The organism is Prauserella cavernicola (genome assembly GCF_016595675.1).
GTDB lineage: Bacteria > Actinomycetota > Actinomycetes > Mycobacteriales > Pseudonocardiaceae > Prauserella_A > Prauserella_A cavernicola.
On sequence record NZ_JAENJH010000002.1, the window covers coordinates 1,148,932 to 1,166,532 of the forward strand.

Genomic DNA, 17,601 nt, shown 5'->3' on the forward strand with positions numbered 1-17,601 from the left:
CACCCCGGTTGTCCACGGAGTTGTCCACAGCGGGCGAGTTGTCCACAGGTTCGAAAACTCAGGGTTGTTCGTCGGCCTGCGCCGAGGTGAACGTGGAAGCGATCGCAGTGACGCTTCTGGGGGTGGCAAGTGCAGCAGGCCGACCGTCCGCTCGTCGTGGCGAGCGACGACACCGTGCTCGACGAGATCCAGCGGATCGCGGCAGCCGTCGGCTGCGAGAGCGAGTGGGTGCGCGACCTCGGGGCCGCGCGCGAACACTGGGCCCACGCGCCGCTCGTTCTCGTCGACGACACCGCTGCTCTGCTCGACACGCCGCTGCCGAGGCGAGCGGACGTGCTGCTCGTCTGTAAGGGCGCTCCCGAACCGGCGTCGTGGCGGCGGGCGTTCGCGCTCGGTGCCCGCGACGTCGTCACGCTGCCCGACGGCGAGGACACGCTCGTCGCGGCGTTCGCCGATGTCGCGGAAGGTCCGAGCGACCGACGGGGACGAGTGCTCGCCGTTGTCGGAGGACGCGGCGGAGCGGGTGCCTCGGTACTCGCTGCGAGTGTGGGGCTTGGTGTGGCCCGAACCGGCGGTTCCGCGCTGCTCGTCGACTGCGATCCCCTGGGCGGCGGGGTCGACCTGCTCCTCGGCTCCGAGCAGACCGACGGCGTGCGCTGGCCCGGTCTGCGCGTGCAGTCGGGGCGAGTGTCGATGGCCGAGCTGGAAGCGGCGTTGCCGGCCAGGAAAATCGGTGCCGGGCGGCTGTCGGTGCTCTCGTGCGATCGCGAGGGGCCGGGGCCGAGCTCGGACGCCGTGGCCGCGGTCGTCGAAGCCGGGCGGCGCGCGGGCAGAACCGTCGTGTGCGACGTGCCCCGGCACCCCGACGCCGCCGCGGCGGAGGCCCTGCGGCACGCCGACCTCGTGGTGCTGGTGGTGCCTGCCGAGGTCCGCTCCTGCGTGGGTGCCACGCGCGTCCTCGCAGGTCTCGACTGTCCCGGTGAAGTCCGGGTGCTGGCCCGCGGTCCCGCGCCAGACGGACTGAGCCCTGGCGAGGTCGCCGACGCCGTCGGTGTTGCCCTGCTCGGCTCTGTCCGCACCGACCGCGGGCTGGCGAGAGCCGTCGAGCGCGGTGCGTTCAACCCACGTCCCGGTAGCGCGCTCGGTCGCGCCGCCCGCACCGTGCTCGACGCTCTCCACTCCGCACCTAGTTGTTGAACCCGCCGTCCACCGCCAGCACGGCGCCGGTCACGTAGGCGCCGCCGTCGCCCGAGAGGAACGCGACGGCGGAGGCGATCTCGGCCGCCTCGGCGTAGCGGCCGAGTGCGGTGAAGTCGCGGATCGTGTCCGCGTTCGGACCGTCGGCGGGGTTGGTCTCGGTGTCGGTGGGACCGGGGCTCACCACGTTGACGGTGATGCCCCGTGGTCCCAACTCCCTGCCGAGACCCTTGGCGAGACCGGTGAGGGCCGCCTTGCTCATCGAATACGCCGAGAATCCGGAAAACACCACGCGTTCTGCCACGTTGCTGCCGATGTGGATGATCCTGCCGCCGGAGGTCATGTGCCGCGCCGCCGCCTTCGCCGCCGCGAACGGAGCGCGCACGTTCACCGCGAGTGTCTCGTCGATCTCCGCGATACCCAGTTCTTCCAGCGGCGCCACCAGGAACACACCCGCGTTGTTGACGAGGACGTCCAGCCTGCCGAACTCGGCCGCCGTGCGGTCGACGGCCTCGGTGACGGCCTCCGGGTCCGCGCTGTCCGCGCGGATCGTGAGCGCTCGACGGCCGGCGGCTTTGATCCGGCCGGCCACCTCCGCCGCTCTGTCCTCGTTGTGCTGAAAGGTTATGGCCACGTCGGCACCATCCTCGGCGAGCCGAAGCGCCGTCGCCGCACCGATTCCCCTGCTTCCACCGGTCACCAGTGCGACCTTGTCTGTGAGGTTCATGGGTCCAGTTTCTGGATTTCCGCGGCCAGGATCCGGCGGGAATCGGACCTCTCGCTGTGCGAGTTATCCACATCGGACCGGTTGTCCACAGGTTCGCGGACTTCACCTTGTTCGCGCCTCGGCGAGTCTTCGATCGTGGACGTACAGCCGAACGGGGGGTTCACGATGGATGGCACGACAGTCCACTCACGACAGGAGCGGCCGGAGACCGACACGGAGCTGGTCGAGCGCGTGCGCAGGCGAATCGCCGGAGCGGGTTCGGGTACCGATCCCCGCACGGTCGCCGACGCGGTTCGCGCCGAAACCGGTGGTGTCGCGGGGCATCTCGACATCCTCGACGCGCTCAGGTTGCTGCGGCACGAGTTCGTCGGGGCCGGACCGCTGGAACCGTTACTGGCCGATCCCGGCGTCTCCGACGTACTAGTCACCGCACCCGACGAGGTGTGGATCGATGGCTCCAACGGCCTGCGCCGCACCGAGATCCGCTTCTCCGACGAGGAGGCGGTCCGGCGGCTCGCGCAGCGGCTCGCGCTCGCCGCGGGGCGCAGACTCGACGACGCCCAGCCGTTCGTCGACGGCTGGCTTCCCGGCAGCGGTCCGCACGGCCGGGTCCGCCTGCACGCGGTGCTGCCGCCGGTCGCGGCCGAGGGCACCTGTCTCTCCCTGCGGGTCCTGCGCCCCGCCGTGCACGACCTGCGCGCGCTGCGCAGGCTCGGCACGGTCGGCGGCGATGGGCTCGTCCTGCTCCGCGCACTCGTGTCGGCCAGGCTCGCGTTTCTCGTCACCGGAGCCACCGGCTCCGGCAAGAGCACGCTCCTGGCCGCGCTGCTCGGCGAGGTGGCGCCCACGGAGCGCATCGTCTGTGTCGAGGACGCGGGTGAGCTGCAACCCGCGCATCCACAGTTCGTTCGCCTCGTCGCGCGGCCACCGAACGTCGAGGGTGCGGGCGAGGTGACGTTGCGCGAACTCGTCCGCGAGGCGCTGCGCATGCGCCCCGACCGGCTCGTCGTCGGCGAGGTCCGGGGACAGGAGGTGTGCGAGCTACACCGTTGTCAAGTACCTATACTCCGAGCATGACCGTGACTGCCGCGATCTACTGTCGACTGAGCTGGGCGCCGGACGGATCACTGGAAAACGTCGATCGGCAAGAGTTGGACGCCCGCGCGTTGGCCCAGCGTAACGGCTGGCGAGTGAGCGAGAACCACATCTACAAGGACAACTCCGTCTCGGCCTGGCAGCGCAATCGCAAGCGCAGGGGCTGGGACGCGATGCTCGAAGCGATCAAGAACAACCAGGTCAACGGCATCATCGTCTACCACGGAGACCGCCTCGTACGTCAGCCCTGGGACCTTGAGTTGCTGCTGAGGCTTGCCGACGAGCGCCGCCTGCAACTGGCATCGGTGTCCGGGGTTAGGGACCTCAACAGTCCGGACGACAGATTCGTCCTTCGCATTGAGGCAGCGCAGGCGTGCAAGGCCAGCGACGACACATCGAGGCGTGTCAAGCATGCATGGGAAAGGCGCGCCGAGAAGGGCCTGCCTGCGGGCGGTGGACGGCGTCCGTTCGGATTCGAGGCAGACAAGGTTACGCATCGCCCAGACGAGGCCGTGCTCGTCGAGGAGGCCGCTGAGCGGCTGGTCGCGGGACAGACGATCGCCGGAGTCGTGGCCTGGTTGAACGAACGCTCCACAACCAGCATGGGGAACCGCTGGGATCCGCGAGCCATGCAGAACGTGCTGCTAGCGCCTCGTGTGGTCGGCCTGATCCAACGTCAAGGACAGACCTACGAGGGGGCTTGGGCCCCGATCATCTCAGTGGAGCTCTGGGAGGAAGTGAAGGCGTTGTTCGCCAGGAACGCCAAGCTCTTCCCGTACCAGGGGCGTGCCCGTCGATACCTGCTGACGGGTGTCGCGGAGTGCTACAACTGCGGCAGCACGCTGAGTAGCAAGCCGACCGGCGGACGGAACCGCAAGACTTCGCGAATCTACTACTGCCGACAGTGCAAGCGTGCTGGTCGGAACACGGAGCACCTCGACGAGTACGTGGTGACGCAGGTGCTCGCGGTGCTCAACCGGCCGCGGTTCAAGGAGCGATTAGCTGAGGCAGCGAATGCGGATCCGAAGGTCGGTAAGGAGATCGCGCAGCTGGAGCGACGTCGCGAAGCCGCGAAGAAGCAGCTTGAGCAACTCGTCGACCACCCCGACATCGATCCTGCTCTCATCGCGAAGTCGCTCGCGGCCTTCTCTGCGAAGATCGATGATCTGCGGTCTCAGCAGTCGTTGAGCACCCGTCACAGGTTGTTGTTGCGTGCGGCTGGCATGGATCGCGCGGGTTGGGATGCGTTACCGCTCGATCTTCGGGCCGAGGTCATCCGTGCGTTGTTCCGCGTAGTCGTTCTGCCGGCGACGTGGCGAGGACCTGGTTTCGATCCCGACTCTGTGAAGCTAATCCGGGTACCGGGTTAGGAAGCGCCTCGATGGCGGTTCGGACGCGACTCTCGGGCGCAGGGCCCGCCTGCGATGCCCGGGCCCGCCTTGCTGTTCGAGACGAGTCGAAGGTTTGCCCGCCGCGGCGGAGGTGGCCGTGGCTGCTCGTGTTCCAGCTGGTCGATCTTGTCGCGGACTCGCCGTAGCTGGTCTTCGATTTGTTTTAGTTCGACTTGCAGTAGTTCACGGTCGGGCATTGCGGGGTCGCTTTCCTCCACTCAAGGGGACGCGTTGGTTAGTTCCCCCTATCGGCTGACCCTAAATGACCGTTCGCGCTGGTCAAAGCGCTGTAATAACTCCTTTACCGTTACTGTGCCCGCCGTTTTTCACTCGGATGGCTCAATTGGTTGAGCCGTTCGCGTAATTCGTGAGCTTGCTTTTCGAGGGTCTCGGCCATCTCGCGCAGTTGCTGCAATTCGGCCTCGCGGTCACCGTCACGTGCGGGTTCGGCGACGTCGCGGACGCGTGGCTCTTGCCCGGCCCGGATTCGGTTGATGTCCCCGTTCGTCCATTCGAGGGCGCGTTCGAGGGCGGATCGGTTCGTCGTGCGCATCGGCCGGCCGCGTGCGGCAGCGAACAAGGTCTCCGTGGACAGGTTTGCCCTCGTTGCGAGCTCGTCCCACGTCAAGCGGAGCTCGGCGCGACGCTCGTCGATCCACCAGCCAAGTGAACCGTCCTCGTAGTTGCTCATGGCATGTCAGTCTGGCGTGATTAAACGTGAGTGTCCAGCCGACGGCGAACGTCGTTTTGGCAGGTCTAGACGTTACAAGCTCACGTATAATCACGTTAGAGGGCCGAACTGTGGCGTTTCACGCTTGCCTGCGTGAGTAAACGTGATCTAGCGTGACGACCCATGAGATCAACATCCGTCGATGGGACGGCCATCCGGCGCTCCCGTGAGCTCGCTGGATTCACCCAGGATGAGCTTGCACGCAAGCTCAGCGTGGACCGCTCCGCGGTCGGGCACTGGGAGGCCGGGCGGCAGTCCCCGAGCCCGGGAAACTTCAAAGCGCTGTGCCGAGTGCTTCGCGTCAAACGGGAATCACTCCTCGCAGCGGTCCACGATCGAGCCGCGTGACCGGTGGTTGGCTATGGGCGCAAACCCGGACCCAAACCGAAGCCTGTGCCGTGCGGCCGATGCAACGGAGAAGGCTACGTCCCTGTCGATCCCAACGATCGGCGCAAAGGCGAAACCATCTGCAACCGATGCAACGGTTCAGGCGAGGTGTAGCGAGAAGTCGCCGCACCGCCCCTCCCGGCTGTGCCGAACTGTCGAGGAGATCCGGGCCGCGGCCGCCGAAGACGCGAGCAAGCACCGGGACCTAACCGACGTCGAGGCCAGCAAGATCCTCGCGCTTCTCGCTCCCTATCGCGAGCAGATATCAACCCCAAGTTCTCCGCAGCGAACCAACGGCGCGGCGTGACCTTCCTGCCCGTCGACGGCCTAAGTCGATCACATGCCGGCGAGCGAGCGGTCCCAGAACAAGCGCGGGGCCGGTGCTGGAACACCGGCCCCGCTGAACGCCGCAGCACCAACCCATCCATCACGAAAGGAAGTGCCTCTATGGCGTACGCACAGGTTATCGCCGCCCCAGCGGCGGCCGAGCTGGCGGACGTGCCGATCGTCTACCGCTGCCCGCAGCGGGTGCCCGATGGCCACTACTACCGCGAGATCTCGCCAGGAGTATGGGAGACCTCGCTGCGCGCGGAGTTTTCGCACTCCGTGCGGGTCGAGGACACCAGCCGCGCGCAGATCGAGGCCCGCGGCCACATCCTCGTGCCCCTGCACGGCGGTGAGACGCGATGACCATCGTGGCCTGGTTCCTGCTCGCCCTCACCCTCGTCGCCGCGGCCGGCTTCGGGCTCGGCGCGTGGGCGTTTTTCCACATGCTCGCCCAGCGCGACGCGTTGATCGACTACGTGCGTGCAGGCCGCGAGCCTGACCCGCTGCCCGACGCACCGGAGGACGAACCGGCGTGGCATCCGGAGCCGCCGCGCGAGGCCTACACCGACCCGTATCCGAGCGGACGGCACGCGTTGCCCGAGCCGACCGAGGTCCTGCCCGCCGTCGGGCAGCTCGGCCACATCGACGACAACCAGTGGGCGCGGTGATGGGCGCGCGGTGGGAGGAGCGGCAGGACGGGCGCGAGGCCGGTCGCGTCGAGGTGGCCTCGGCCGCCCCGACACCGGCCGGTGGCGTGGGGTGCCCGCTCGTCGCGGCCCCGCTGGCCTTCGCCGCTCTGTACCTCGTCATCCACACGCTGGTGTGGCTGGGGCAGGTGCTGCTGCCGTGACATCCGCACAGATGTTGGCCGCGGCCGTCCTGCTCGCGACCGCAATCCTCGCCGTGCTGGCGGGTTGGCTGCTGGCCGGTGCCGCGGTCGGTGCGGACCGGCGCCGTCGGCGCCGTGAGTACCGGCTGAGGCTCCGCAGCCAAGGCCACACCCGCGCTCGTGCTCGGTCCCTGGCCCGGCGGTGGGTGTCGTGAGCGGCCAGGTGTGCCGCAAGTGCGGCGAGCCGATGGCCGCTCACGACGACAAGACCGTGAGGTGGGGAGACCGGCGCTGCGGGCGCGGCATGCACAACCGCTGCTACCAGCGGGAACTCAGGGCCGGCAACGCGACCGCGTACCCGCGCCAGCTTCGCCCGGGGGTCGAGGTGATCGAGGACTGGACGTTCCTCGCCGCCCAGAACCTCACCCGCCGCGCGGCCGCCGAACGCATGGGCATGTCGCTCGGCGCGCTCGAGCGGGCGATCCACCGGCACCGCAGCACGGAGCGCGCCTCGTGACCCCTGACCAGATCATCGCCGCGCACAACCTTCCGTGCGAGGAGTGCGGCCAGGCCGCCCACCACGTCGAGGTGTTCCCGCGCGGCCGCCTCGTGAACCACACCGACCGCCGCGTCCGGCCGTGCCTGCTCACCGGCCGCATCCAGACCACCGACACCGACGACACCACCCACGACAACAGTCCTGAAAGGACCCGATGAGCAACTACACCGCCCCGATCCGGCGCGTCGACACCGCCCGGGGACACCACTACGTCGACGCCAACGGCACCCGAGTGCCCGGCGTGACCACGATCCTGTCCGGCGGCCTGCCGAAGGCCGCGCTGATCAACTGGGCGGGCAAGGCGACCGCTGAATACGCGATCGACAACTGGGCCGCCCTCGGCGAGCTGTCACCGGCGAAACGGCTGGAGAAGCTGCAGAAGGCCCGCTACGAGGAGAAGGATCGGGCGGCCAAGCGCGGCACCGAGGTGCACAACCTCGCCGAGCGCCTGGTGCGCGGTGACGAGGTCGAGGTGCCCGACGAGCTCGCCGGCCACGTCGAGTCCTACGTAGCGTTCCTCGACGCCTGGCAGGTGCAGCCGGTGCACATCGAGATCACCGTCATGTCGCACCGCCACGGCTACGCCGGAACCCTCGACCTGATCGCCGACTTCCCGCTCGGCGTGCCGGGCATCGACAAAGAGTGCCCGCGGCTGCTCGTCGACCTCAAGACCAACCGGTCCGGGATCTTCGGTGAGACCGCGCTGCAGCTGGCCGGGTACCGCTACGCCGACACCTACGTCGACCCCGACGGCGCCGAGCAGCCGATGATCCCGGTCGACGGGTGCGCCGCGGTGCACGTCCGCGCAGACGGCGCCGACCTGATCCCGGTCACGGCGGGCCCCGTGCAGCACCGACAGCTGCTGTACGCGCAGCAGGTCGCCGAGTTCGACAAGGGCTCGCGCGACCTCGTCGGCAACCCCGCGGTGCCGCCACGCAGCGTGCCGCGCCGCCGCCTGGAGATCCTGCGCGAGGAGGCCGCCGCGTGAACGCCGAGAGCGTTGTCGACGCCGAGATCGTCGATCCCGAGTGGCGGTTCGAGTCCGCCATCAGCACCCCGGACGGCGTGCGCATCCGCGCCGAGGTCACCGTGCCGGACCGGCTCGCCGGGGCCGACCTCGGCGAGGTCGGCGAGCTGGTGCACATGGCCGCCAACAAGACCCTGTCCCACCTCCGCACAAGTTCAGGAGTGAGCCACCTGTGAGCACCGCCATCGCCCCGTTCCAGCCCGATACGGCTGCCGTCGCGGCGCCCGCCGCGCGTTCGTCGGCACTGCCCGCGCAGGCCGCCGCGCTCGTCGAGTGGGCGCACAGCGCCGACGCCGCCATGCACCTGGCCAAGGGACTGGTCTCCACCCCGTTCTGCCCGCAGGGGTTCCGCGAGAAGCCCTACGACGCCGCAGCCGCGATCCTCGCCGGTGCCGAGGTCGGCCTGTCCCCGCTCGGCGCGCTGCGCTCGTTCGACGTCATCCAGGGCACCGCTGCACCCCGTGCCATCACGCTGCGCGCGATCGTGCAGTCCCACGGACACCAGATCTGGGTTGAGGAGCAGACCTCCGCCCGCGCGATCGTCGCCGGCAAGCGCGCCGGGTCCGACCGCATCGAGCGTTCCGAATGGACGATCGACCGTGCGCGCGGGCTCGGACTGCACACCAAGGACAACTGGAAGAAACAGCCCGGCGCGATGCTCGTCGCTCGCGCCACCGCCGAGTGCGCCCGCCTGATCGCCGCGGACGCCATCCTCGGTATCGCCTACGTCGCCGAGGAGATCGAGGACGACCAGGTCGAGCGCGCCGAGCAGGAACAGCCCAAGCGCACCGCCCGGCGCCGCACCACCGCTGAGGCGAGGCCGGCCACACGGGCGACTGCCGAACGCGTCGCCCCGCCCGCTCGCCGCGCGCAGGCCGAGCCGGAGTCCGCCAACGCCGGGCCGCCGCTGCCCGGCGAGGACGAGCACGCCGACGACCCCGATCCCGTGGCTGACACGACGGCCCGCGAGCCGGTCGCGTCGGGAGACGACAAGCGCAAGGTCACCCGCGACCAGCAGAACAAGCTCCATGCCCAGCTCGGAGAGCTCGGCATCACCGACCGCGACGACAAGCTGCGCGTGGTCGGACTGCTGATCAACCAGCGGCTCGCATCGTCGAGCGACCTCACGCGCGCCGAAGCGTCGCAGGTGATCGACATGCTCGACCGCGCGCTGGGTAGCGACGACCCGAAGCGCACGCTCGACATTGTGCTGGCCCAGCTCGAGGACGGCGACGACAACGGCGGCGCCCAGTGAGCGACCTCGACCAGTACCAGCGGGCCGTGACCAAGCTCGACTCCGCCGCGGGGATCCCGGACTACGGCACGCCCGCCGAGCGATACCAGCTCGACGCCGCGCACGTTCACGCCACGCTCGCGGTCGCTGATCGGCTCGGCCAGCTCGTGGACCGGCTCGACGAGCTCGGCCGTCTGTTCGCCGCGAAGGTCGCCGACATCGACAGCGCGCCCTACCCGGAGGTGCAGCAGCCGGGGAAATGCGCCGCGCAGAAGCCGTCCGGATCGTTCGTCTGCTCGCGGTGGCGTGGGCACCTCGGCGACCACGTGGCCTACACCGAGCACGAGGAAGCCGCCTCGTGGTCGCGCACCTGGAACCCGGGTGACGACGAGCCGCCCGCCGACGTGCGGGTGCTCTACGACGAGGACAGCAAGACGAGCTGGGCCTGGCTCTACCGCACGACCACCGGATGGGCCTGGGGCAACGAGGCAGAGCCGGGCGGTCAGGCGCAGCGGTGGACGGACGCAGCTGGTCACGCCGAGGCGCCGCTGCGCGACGTCACCGGTGTCGTCGCCGCCGCCGAGGCCGCGAGAGAAGCCACGTCGTGACACCGCCCGCGGGGGTCGCCCTGGCTCCGTTCCGCGACACGTGCAAGTCGTGTCGCGCACGGATCTTGTGGGCGACCACCCGCGAGGGCGAGCGCATGCCCGTCAACGCGGACCCGGCCAGCAACGGCAACGTCCTGCTCGTCGTGCAGGGCGCGCTGCTCGTCGCCGCCGTGCTCACCTCCGGCCAGGCGCGCATGTCCCGCGCCCGCCGCACCCGACTGCACCTCGCGCACTTCGCGACGTGCCCCAACGCCAATCACCACAGAAGGAGAACCCGTTGATCCGCATCGAAACCGTGCGGCTGGTGCAGCTACTCGGCGACCTCGCGCACACCGCCGCGTTCGGCAGCGGCGCCGCATCCGAGGGCATCCTGCTGAACTCCGCCCGCGGCTACCTCGGCGAGGACGTCGGCGTGACCGACCTGCTCGTCGGCACCTCGACGAGCGGCGTCGCCATCGGCCACACCTACGTGCAGGCCTACGGCCTCATGGAACACCCGATGCTGTGGCCGCTGACCGACGTGCGCGCCGTCATCGCCGCGTTCAAACCGAAGGCCACCAGCCACAAGGACCACGCCGTCGAGATCCGCCGCGACCTCAACGAGATCCGTGTCTGCGAGGACCCCGACCTCTTCGGTGACGGCCTGGCCCTGCGCTTCACCGAAGGGCCGGCCGCGAAGTTCCCGCGCGTATTCACTGCGCTCGAGACACCCCCTGTCGTCGACGAGGACACCCCGTCGCTGCCGCGCCACGACTACACCGCCGCTCGCCTGGCGCCGTTCCTGAAGGTCGCCAGGTCCCGGGGCGAGGCCGTTCAGCTCTACCGGTACCACCACACGCGGCGCGCGCTCGTGCAGATCGGCCCGCACTACCGCGGAGTGATCACCCCGTTCGGCGGGTGGAACGACCAGCCGAACGAGGGTGCAGAGCCCAGCGCCGAAGTGCACGCCGCCGCGCTGCCCGTCGAGCACGGCGAGTAGAGGCCATGCCCACACTCCCGGCGGTCCTCACCCCGCAGTTGCCCGTCGAGCCCGCGCCCGGCTCGGTGGTGATCGCCTCGACCGGCCACGCCTGGCAACGCCGTAGCGAGACCGATGAGCACCCGTGGCGGATCACCCCGCCCGATGTTCACCGGTGGTTCCCGGCGACCCCCTGCGGTCGCCCGCTGTCGTGGCCGCTGCTGCTCGCCGTTTCCGGTCCCGTGGTGCTCGTGCACGTGCCCGGCGCGACGGCGGCCGCCGAGATCCCGTAAGCCCGCTGGGCCGCCCCGAGGAGTGCGCGGGGCGGCCCAGCACCCTGCCGACGAACGGAGCCCCGGTGAGCCTGCACGTCCACGGCTACGCCATACCGGACCGCCCCGCCGTGCGCGTCATGTCGCTGCAGGTCCTGCGCGGCATGTGCTGGCGCGGCGAGATGCCCGCCGAGGCGCTCGCACTCGTCGACCCCGCCGAGGTCGACCAGCTCATCTACCGGTTCTGGCTCACCGGCTGGTCTGACGTCGAGATCGCCACGCACACACGCATGTCCACCTACACGGCCGCGAGGATCCGAGACCGCCTCGGCCTCGCGGCGCACCCAGCACGAAAGGTGCCCGCCTGATGCCCTGGTTCAAGAGCGACGACTCGTTCTGGCGTCACCCCAAGGTCCGCAAACTCGGCCGGGACAAGCTGCCCGCCGTCGGACTGTGGGAGCTCGCCGGAACCTGGTGCGCCGACAACGTCGACACCAACGTCGCCGACGGGTTCGTGCCCGACGAACAGGTCACGTTGTGGGACCCGCGCCACCGCTACGCCAAGCGGCTCGTCGACGTCGGCCTGTGGAACCGAACCGAGGTCGACGGCGAGTCCGGCTACATGTTCCACGACTGGGCCGACTACCAGCCCACCCGCGCCACCGTCGAGGCCGAGCGCGAGGCGTGGCGGGAACGCAAGGCCGAGCAGCGCCGGAAACGAAAGACCGGAACGTCCACCGAAGTGTCCCCACGGGACACCAACGGAGACACCACAGTGGACTCACGCAAGACTCCACACGGGAGTCACAACACACCCGGTCCCGGTCCCGTTCCCGGTCCCGTCCCTTCCAATGGTCACCTTGGGGAGGGGCACTCACCTACCGAACGCGACGGCGAAACCCCCACCCCCTCGAAACCCCTCGACGGGCCACGACCGGCCGACCGCTGCGACCGCCACCTCGGCGACGACGACCCGCCACCCTGTCGGGCCTGCCGAGACGCACGCCTCACCGCGGAAGCCTGGGACACCAGCGAAACCGAGCGCGCCGGGCAGGTCACCCGCGACATCGAAGCCGCCATCGCCGACCCTCGCATGCGCTGCGAACACGGCACCGACGGAGGCCTGCACCTCCACCCGATCACCGGCAAGTCCGCCACGTGCGCACTCTGCCGCCTAACCCCGAAGCGCGAGGCCTCATGACCACCGCGACCGACGTCCAGGCCCTGCACGAATACGGCCTGACGTTCCACCAGACCGCCCCCTTGCGCCGGGCGGGCATCACCACCACCGAGCAGCTGGCCGAGCTCGTCGACGAGCACCGTGCCACCCCGACCGGCTCGCAGCTGTCGGACGTGTCCGGCATGGGCGCCCAGCGCATCGCGGCCGTGTGCGCCGCTGCTGAGGCGTGGCGCGCGGCGAGACCGACGTGACCGCCCGCAAGGCTCGCGGCCAGGCCCCGACCGGGATGGCGCCCGCCGCGCTGTTCTGGAACGGCCAGGCCGCCAACGCGGACAAGGCCGAGACCCGCGACAACCCGCGCCTACGCCACTGCCCGTGGCCACCCTGCGGAGCCGGACCCAACCAGCCCTGCACCGTCCAGGCCAGCCGCGGCCGCCGCAGACCCATGACCGGCTACCACGACGCCCGCCAACCTCCCCGGGAGACACCGTGACCCTCACACCCACCGACCTCGAGCACGTGGCCGCGGTGAGCCCCGCCGTGTTCGTGCCCGGCATCCCGCGTCCCCAGGGCAGCAAGCGCGCCTTCCACCACAAGCAGAGCGGCAAGATCGTTCAGATGGAGGTGTCGCAGCACGTCAAGACCTGGCGCGGCGACATTCGGGACGCGCTCGTCGGCGCTGACCGGCCGCGCCTCGACGGCTCCGTCGACGTCGATCTGGTGTTCGTCATGCCGCGTCCGAAGTCGCACTACCGCACCGGGCGCAACGCGCACCTGTTGCGCGACAACGCACCCGTCGCGCCGACCGGCAAGCCCGACATCGACAAGCTCGTGCGCGCCGTGCTCGACGCCATCGGCAGCGCCGGGGTGTGGGGCGACGACTCGCAGGTCGTCGAGCTCCACGCCGTCAAGCGCTACGCCGGAGGCTCGGGCGCACAGGTCGAAGCCTCCGGCGTCCACATCACCATCCGCGCAGTGGCCTGACGTGAACGGCAGCAGCGCGGTGCCCCTACGGCTGGTCCTTGCGCGGCCGGCCGGGGCGGCGCGGACGGTTCTTCGCGTAGTGCTCGGCGGCCGAGCGGAGCCAGTAGCCCGGCACGACCGGTGTCGGGAACCGGCTCGTCTTGCCCTGCTCGACCGTCTTCTTGCGTTCGGTCTCCAGTTCGTAGATGCGCTGCTTGGTGATCCCGCACAGCTCGGCGAACTCGGTCGCCGACACCATGGCCGGGATGGCCGCGGCCTCGATGCGCCGCTGGGTCTCGGCCTCGGACAACACCTCGGCGGACTCCCACGACAGCACCGTGAACCCGTGGTGGGCCATCGTCTGCTCGTAATTGTCGATGACGTCCTGCAGGATGCCGAATCCGTCGACGCTCTCGCTGGACACCACGCAGGAGACGCGGTTGTCCTGGATGCCGACCATCACCAGGTCCTCGCCCGCGATCTCGCGGCCGAGTTGCATGGTCTCGTGCTGGGAGGGCGCGCGATCAAGCGCGGCCGTCACCGTCAAACTCCACATCGTCATGCTCCCATAATGCGCTTGGACTTGACTTGATTCAAGGATTATCGAACGGCGGGTACCCTGGGCAAGCTGGCCGGGGGTGCTTCCTTCACCCCCGGCCAGCCCTCACGCGATCACCACCAGTCGAGTCGCGGTGTCTCGCCACCCTGCGCCCCGTCGGACGGTTCCGGCGGCCAAGGCCACTGCAGTCCGTACACGGCTATCAGCGAGAGCAGCAGAACGCCCAATCGGCGCTCGTTACCCTGCTGGAGCAGGACGGTCGGGACCACCATCGACTTGAGCGATTCGCCGTCCCGCGTGGGCGGGTAGCAGGCGAGAGTGTTGGTGCCGCTGATGAGCAGCCAACCCTGATCGCGCATCGCGGTGATGATCGCCGTTCCCAGGTCTCCCATGTGTTCACCTCCTCTCTGAAGTTGTGCCATCAGTCTAGGGTGAAATACCCAGTAAAGTCAAGGATTAGTGAGGGAAGGTGAGCACCGCATGGGAAGGCGGAAGCACCCGCCGCTGGCGCAAGATCCGACTGTTCGTCCTCGACCGCGACAGGTGGATCTGTCAGCTGTGCCACCAGCCCATCGACCCGACCCGCAACGGACGACGCGACCCCAAGGCCCCGTCCGTCCATCACACCCGAGGCAAGGTCAACGGCGACGACCCCGCGTACCTCGTCGCCGCACACCGCAAGTGCAATATGGACATCGGCGATCCCAGCGCACAGCCCGATCCTGAGCCCCGACCCGTGACAAGGTGGTGACCATGGCCGAACTGACTGAGTTCCTGCGCGCGCGGCTCGACGAGGACGAGAACTCAGCCCGGCTCTGCTCCTCCGCGGAATGGACGGGAGACCAGGACACCGGGGAGATCTACCGGGCCGATGACGATGCAGTGTGGGGCGGCACGGTTGCCGTCGTCCATGGGGAGCGCCTGCAGCACATCACTGGGACGTTGGGCTACTTCGAGGCGGTACACATCGCACGGCATGATCCCGCTGCCGTCCTGGATGACATCGAGTCCAAGCGGCGCATCCTCGACGAACACGCAGAGCTGTGGCGCGATATCGGCTGGCTCGCCGATGGTGATGAGGAGTACAGCGAACTGCCCGTGTGTGGGGTGTGCGTGCCGAAGCACTCGCATTTCAAAAGCCGGAGCGATGTGCCGAATGGTCCGTGTCGGACCGTTCGCCTGCTCGCTCTGCCGTACGCCTCCCACTCGGACTACCGCGAGGAGTGGCGGCCGTGACCACCGAGATGACGTGGGAGTTTGACGTAGGCGTCACGACACACGAACTTCTCCAGCAGGGCGTCACCGTCGCACAGTGGGCACGCGTCGACGTGGCCGCGTCGTCCTACCTCGAAGCTGCCCAGCTCGCCATCCAGATGGGCGGAGTCGTCGGCTACGCCACTGACTGCGTCTACGTGGAATGAGGGAGCGATATGAAGAGTCAAGCCCGAAAGGCCGCTGACCTGCGCGAACAACAGTCCACAGTGGTCGAACCCCTGACCTGCGGTTTTTCCGAGGTCCCCGGCCGGCGGACACCCCGAGTCCCTATGTCCTCTCTCTCCCCGCATGTTTTGCACACCACGCGAGGTGCACGGTGACCGCGGCGAAGCGCGCGCCGAGGGCCAAGTCCGCGGCGACGTCGAAGGCGGTCTACACCGCGGTGAACGCGACGCTGAAGGAACTCAAGCTCGAGGAGCAGGACAAGGCGGCCGCGTCGCTGACGCGGCGGCTGGCGAAGGCGATCGACCAGGAGACCAGCGGGCGCACGGTCGCCGAGCTGGGCCGCGCGATGCTCGCGGTGCTGGAGTCGCTCGGCGCGACGCCGGCCGCGCGCAAGGCGATCCTGCCGAAGGGAGGTGCGCCCCTTGACGACGGTGGTGGAAGCACCAAGAAGGCCAAGCTCATCGAACTCCGCGGAGACCACGCCGGACGTACTGGGTCGGACTGAACCGCGGCTGTTCACGCCTCCACTGGTCACCGGCTCGCCTGGGCCGTGTGGCTGCGGGTGCGCGCTGACGCCGGCGACCTCCTACGGGTTCGCCGTCGACGAGTTCGCCCGCGACATCCTCGAGCAGCCGCTGGACCCATGGGAGCGGTGGCTGGTGATCCACGCGGGCGAGCTGCTGCCCGATGGGCGGCCGCGGTTCCGCAAGGTGCTGGTGATCGTCGCGCGGCAGAACGGCAAGACGCACGTTCTGGTGGTGCTGTCGCTGTACTGGCTGTTCGTGATGCAGGTCGGGCTCGTGCTGGGCACCTCGACGAACCTCGACTACGCGCGCGAGTCGTGGGAGAAGGCCGTCGAGCTCGTCGAGTCCATCGAGGAGCTGGCCGAGGAGGTCCCCAAGGGCGGGATCCGCAAGGCCAACGGTGAGCAGACGTTGACGATCGCCCGGACGGTGAAGGGCAAGCGGCACAGGTCTCGCTACAAGATCGCGGCCAGTAACAGGAAGGGCGGCCGGTCGCTCACCGTGCACAAGCTCATCCTCGACGAGCTGCGCGAGCACGACTCGTGGGCCGCCTGGAACGCTGCCTACAACGCGATGAACGCTGTACCCGACGCGCAGGCGTTCGGGATCACGAACAAGGGCGACGCCCGCGCCGTGGTGCTCAACTCCCTGCGTAAGGACGCCGTCGAGGTCAACGAGGTCACCGGCCGCGAGACGATGCGCGCCGACGGCGATCCCGAGCTGGGGCTGTTCGAGTGGAGCGCTCCGCAAGGCTCAGAGCCGGACGACCCGCATGCTCTGGCCCAGTCCAACCCGAATCTCGGCCGCCGCATCAGCCTGCGCTCGCTGCTCGCCGACGCGCGGCGCGCGAAGCGCAACGGCGGCGAGGAGCTGGCGCAGTACCTGACCGAGATCCTGTGCATGGACGTGCCGAACCTCAACCCGGCCATCAGTGCCGCGGGCTGGGCCGAAGGTCACGTGCCCGGCGACCTGTCCGAGTTGCGTGACCAACTGGCGCTGGTTGTCGACGTGTCGATGGACGAACAGCACGCCGCACTGCTCGCCGCCGCCCAGCTGCCCGACGGCAGGGTGCGGATCGAGCCGGTGCACGCCTGGTCCGGGCCGACGGCGGTCAAGGACATGCGCGCCGAGGTCAAGGGCCTGGTCGCGCTCGTGCGGCCGCGCAAGCTGGGCTGGTTCCCGAACGGCCCGGCCGCCGTGGTCGCGGCGGATCTCGCCGAGGGCGAGGACTGGCCACCCGAGGACGTCGAGGTTGAGGCGATCCGCCGGGACGTGCCCGCGGTGTGCATGGGCTTCGCTGAGCTGGTCAAGTCCGGGCAGGTCCTGCACTCCGACGACCCGATGCTCAACGCCCAGGCCGGTGGCGCCGAGAAGCTGCCGCGTGGCGACGCGTGGGTGTTCACCCGGCACGGCGCCGGCCATGTCAGCGGCATCTACGCCGCGGCCGGCGCGGTGCACCTGGCGCGCACGCTCCCGGTGCCGAAGCCACCGCCGAAACCGGTGATTTTGCGTGGACGCCGAACCAGTGACGCGTCAGACGGGAAATCGTCCGGCTAGTTGACAGATTGACCGAAAATCTTCCTGCTAGTCTCGG

The 17,601-nt window shown here is 69.3% G+C and carries 29 protein-coding genes and 1 pseudogene; 26 read left to right on the top strand and 4 right to left on the bottom strand.

What is annotated here, in order from left to right:
• Positions 1-129: 129 nt before the first annotated feature.
• The gene (gene ssd, locus JHE00_RS12260; RefSeq protein ID WP_200317977.1) at positions 130-1,197 is read left to right on the top strand and encodes a septum site-determining protein Ssd; all 1,068 of its coding nucleotides are present in this window, start codon (positions 130-132) and stop codon (positions 1,195-1,197) included.
• Here the strand turns inward: ssd and JHE00_RS12265 are convergent.
• Positions 1,187-1,924: an SDR family oxidoreductase gene (locus tag JHE00_RS12265; RefSeq protein WP_200317979.1), complete on the bottom strand. Its 738-nt coding sequence runs from the start codon at positions 1,922-1,924 to the stop codon at positions 1,187-1,189. The two genes, ssd and JHE00_RS12265, sit on opposite strands and share 11 nt — an antisense overlap.
• A gap of 165 nt (positions 1,925-2,089) precedes the next feature.
• Between JHE00_RS12265 and JHE00_RS12270 the strand changes: the two are divergent.
• Positions 2,090-2,968: pseudogene (locus JHE00_RS12270) on the top strand (ATPase, T2SS/T4P/T4SS family); the annotation flags it as partial.
• 29 nt (positions 2,969-2,997) lie between these two features.
• Complete coding sequence (locus JHE00_RS12275) at positions 2,998-4,389, top strand: recombinase family protein (protein ID WP_200317981.1); 1,392 nt, start codon at positions 2,998-3,000, stop codon at positions 4,387-4,389.
• 328 nt (positions 4,390-4,717) lie between these two features.
• On the opposite strand, the gene JHE00_RS12280 is transcribed toward JHE00_RS12275, so the two are convergent.
• Positions 4,718-5,101 (bottom strand): hypothetical protein, encoded by a 384-nt coding sequence (locus JHE00_RS12280; RefSeq protein WP_200317983.1) that lies wholly within the window; start codon positions 5,099-5,101, stop codon positions 4,718-4,720.
• Between the two features lie 162 nt (positions 5,102-5,263).
• Here JHE00_RS12280 and JHE00_RS36065 point away from each other — a divergent pair, with 162 nt between their 5' ends.
• The 18 genes from JHE00_RS36065 to JHE00_RS35560 all read left to right on the top strand — a co-directional run bounded on the left by JHE00_RS36065 (position 5,264) and on the right by JHE00_RS35560 (position 13,505).
• Entirely contained in the window at positions 5,264-5,488 is a 225-nt protein-coding gene (locus JHE00_RS36065) for a helix-turn-helix transcriptional regulator (protein ID WP_200317984.1), read from the top strand.
• A gap of 486 nt (positions 5,489-5,974) precedes the next feature.
• Positions 5,975-6,217 (top strand): hypothetical protein, encoded by a 243-nt coding sequence (locus JHE00_RS12290; protein WP_200317985.1) that lies wholly within the window; start codon positions 5,975-5,977, stop codon positions 6,215-6,217.
• Positions 6,214-6,522, top strand: coding sequence for a hypothetical protein (locus JHE00_RS12295; protein ID WP_200317986.1), 309 nt, complete (start codon positions 6,214-6,216; stop codon positions 6,520-6,522). Before JHE00_RS12290 ends, JHE00_RS12295 begins: the two co-directional genes overlap by 4 nt.
• Positions 6,510-6,704, top strand: a complete 195-nt coding sequence (locus JHE00_RS12300; RefSeq protein ID WP_200317987.1) for a hypothetical protein — start codon at positions 6,510-6,512, stop codon at positions 6,702-6,704. The genes JHE00_RS12295 and JHE00_RS12300 overlap by 13 nt, the downstream gene beginning before the upstream one ends.
• 190 nt (positions 6,705-6,894) lie before the next feature.
• Positions 6,895-7,200, top strand: a complete 306-nt coding sequence (locus JHE00_RS12305) for a hypothetical protein (RefSeq protein WP_200317988.1) — start codon at positions 6,895-6,897, stop codon at positions 7,198-7,200.
• Positions 7,197-7,400, top strand: coding sequence for a hypothetical protein (locus tag JHE00_RS12310; protein WP_200317989.1), 204 nt, complete (start codon positions 7,197-7,199; stop codon positions 7,398-7,400). Before JHE00_RS12305 ends, JHE00_RS12310 begins: the two co-directional genes overlap by 4 nt.
• A complete protein-coding gene (locus tag JHE00_RS12315; protein WP_200317990.1) occupies positions 7,397-8,230 on the top strand; it encodes a hypothetical protein in 834 nt (277 codons plus the stop codon). Before JHE00_RS12310 ends, JHE00_RS12315 begins: the two co-directional genes overlap by 4 nt.
• On the top strand, positions 8,227-8,445 hold the full coding sequence (locus tag JHE00_RS12320) for a hypothetical protein (RefSeq protein WP_200317992.1): 219 nt from the start codon (positions 8,227-8,229) through the stop codon (positions 8,443-8,445). The genes JHE00_RS12315 and JHE00_RS12320 overlap by 4 nt, the downstream gene beginning before the upstream one ends.
• Positions 8,442-9,524 (top strand): hypothetical protein, encoded by a 1,083-nt coding sequence (locus tag JHE00_RS12325; protein ID WP_200317994.1) that lies wholly within the window; start codon positions 8,442-8,444, stop codon positions 9,522-9,524. Before JHE00_RS12320 ends, JHE00_RS12325 begins: the two co-directional genes overlap by 4 nt.
• On the top strand, positions 9,521-10,111 hold the full coding sequence (locus JHE00_RS12330) for a hypothetical protein (RefSeq protein WP_200317996.1): 591 nt from the start codon (positions 9,521-9,523) through the stop codon (positions 10,109-10,111). Before JHE00_RS12325 ends, JHE00_RS12330 begins: the two co-directional genes overlap by 4 nt.
• Positions 10,112-10,206: 95 nt before the next feature.
• Positions 10,207-10,392 (top strand): hypothetical protein, encoded by a 186-nt coding sequence (locus JHE00_RS12335; protein WP_200317998.1) that lies wholly within the window; start codon positions 10,207-10,209, stop codon positions 10,390-10,392.
• Positions 10,389-11,090, top strand: coding sequence for a hypothetical protein (locus JHE00_RS12340; RefSeq protein ID WP_200318000.1), 702 nt, complete (start codon positions 10,389-10,391; stop codon positions 11,088-11,090). The genes JHE00_RS12335 and JHE00_RS12340 overlap by 4 nt, the downstream gene beginning before the upstream one ends.
• Positions 11,091-11,095: 5 nt before the next feature.
• Positions 11,096-11,362, top strand: a complete 267-nt coding sequence (locus JHE00_RS12345; RefSeq protein ID WP_200318002.1) for a hypothetical protein — start codon at positions 11,096-11,098, stop codon at positions 11,360-11,362.
• Between the two features lie 65 nt (positions 11,363-11,427).
• Positions 11,428-11,709 (top strand): hypothetical protein, encoded by a 282-nt coding sequence (locus JHE00_RS12350; protein WP_200318004.1) that lies wholly within the window; start codon positions 11,428-11,430, stop codon positions 11,707-11,709.
• The gene (locus JHE00_RS12355) at positions 11,709-12,542 is read left to right on the top strand and encodes a hypothetical protein (protein WP_200318006.1); all 834 of its coding nucleotides are present in this window, start codon (positions 11,709-11,711) and stop codon (positions 12,540-12,542) included. Before JHE00_RS12350 ends, JHE00_RS12355 begins: the two co-directional genes overlap by 1 nt.
• Positions 12,539-12,772, top strand: a complete 234-nt coding sequence (locus JHE00_RS12360) for a hypothetical protein (RefSeq protein ID WP_200318008.1) — start codon at positions 12,539-12,541, stop codon at positions 12,770-12,772. Before JHE00_RS12355 ends, JHE00_RS12360 begins: the two co-directional genes overlap by 4 nt.
• Positions 12,769-13,014 carry a zinc finger domain-containing protein gene (locus JHE00_RS12365; protein ID WP_200318010.1) on the top strand — a complete coding sequence of 82 codons (246 nt, stop codon included), beginning with the start codon at positions 12,769-12,771 and terminating at the stop codon, positions 13,012-13,014. Before JHE00_RS12360 ends, JHE00_RS12365 begins: the two co-directional genes overlap by 4 nt.
• Positions 13,011-13,505 (top strand): RusA family crossover junction endodeoxyribonuclease, encoded by a 495-nt coding sequence (locus JHE00_RS35560; RefSeq protein ID WP_200318012.1) that lies wholly within the window; start codon positions 13,011-13,013, stop codon positions 13,503-13,505. Before JHE00_RS12365 ends, JHE00_RS35560 begins: the two co-directional genes overlap by 4 nt.
• Positions 13,506-13,530: 25 nt before the next feature.
• Here JHE00_RS35560 and JHE00_RS12375 read toward each other — a convergent pair whose 3' ends face one another.
• On the bottom strand, positions 13,531-14,046 hold the full coding sequence (locus JHE00_RS12375) for a hypothetical protein (RefSeq protein ID WP_200318013.1): 516 nt from the start codon (positions 14,044-14,046) through the stop codon (positions 13,531-13,533).
• A gap of 110 nt (positions 14,047-14,156) precedes the next feature.
• Positions 14,157-14,435 carry a hypothetical protein gene (locus JHE00_RS12380; protein ID WP_200318015.1) on the bottom strand — a complete coding sequence of 93 codons (279 nt, stop codon included), beginning with the start codon at positions 14,433-14,435 and terminating at the stop codon, positions 14,157-14,159.
• Positions 14,436-14,512: 77 nt separating this feature from the next.
• Here JHE00_RS12380 and JHE00_RS12385 point away from each other — a divergent pair, with 77 nt between their 5' ends.
• The 5 genes from JHE00_RS12385 (at position 14,513) to JHE00_RS12405 (ending at position 17,564) form a co-directional block, all read left to right on the top strand.
• On the top strand, positions 14,513-14,794 hold the full coding sequence (locus JHE00_RS12385) for an HNH endonuclease (protein ID WP_200318016.1): 282 nt from the start codon (positions 14,513-14,515) through the stop codon (positions 14,792-14,794).
• Positions 14,795-14,796: 2 nt separating this feature from the next.
• On the top strand, positions 14,797-15,279 hold the full coding sequence (locus tag JHE00_RS12390; protein WP_200318018.1) for a DUF6221 family protein: 483 nt from the start codon (positions 14,797-14,799) through the stop codon (positions 15,277-15,279).
• Positions 15,276-15,464 carry a hypothetical protein gene (locus JHE00_RS12395; protein WP_200318020.1) on the top strand — a complete coding sequence of 63 codons (189 nt, stop codon included), beginning with the start codon at positions 15,276-15,278 and terminating at the stop codon, positions 15,462-15,464. The genes JHE00_RS12390 and JHE00_RS12395 overlap by 4 nt, the downstream gene beginning before the upstream one ends.
• A gap of 170 nt (positions 15,465-15,634) precedes the next feature.
• On the top strand, positions 15,635-15,988 hold the full coding sequence (locus JHE00_RS12400; protein WP_200318022.1) for a terminase small subunit: 354 nt from the start codon (positions 15,635-15,637) through the stop codon (positions 15,986-15,988).
• A gap of 154 nt (positions 15,989-16,142) precedes the next feature.
• Positions 16,143-17,564, top strand: a complete 1,422-nt coding sequence (locus JHE00_RS12405) for a terminase large subunit domain-containing protein (RefSeq protein WP_200318024.1) — start codon at positions 16,143-16,145, stop codon at positions 17,562-17,564.
• Positions 17,565-17,601 lie beyond the last annotated feature (37 nt).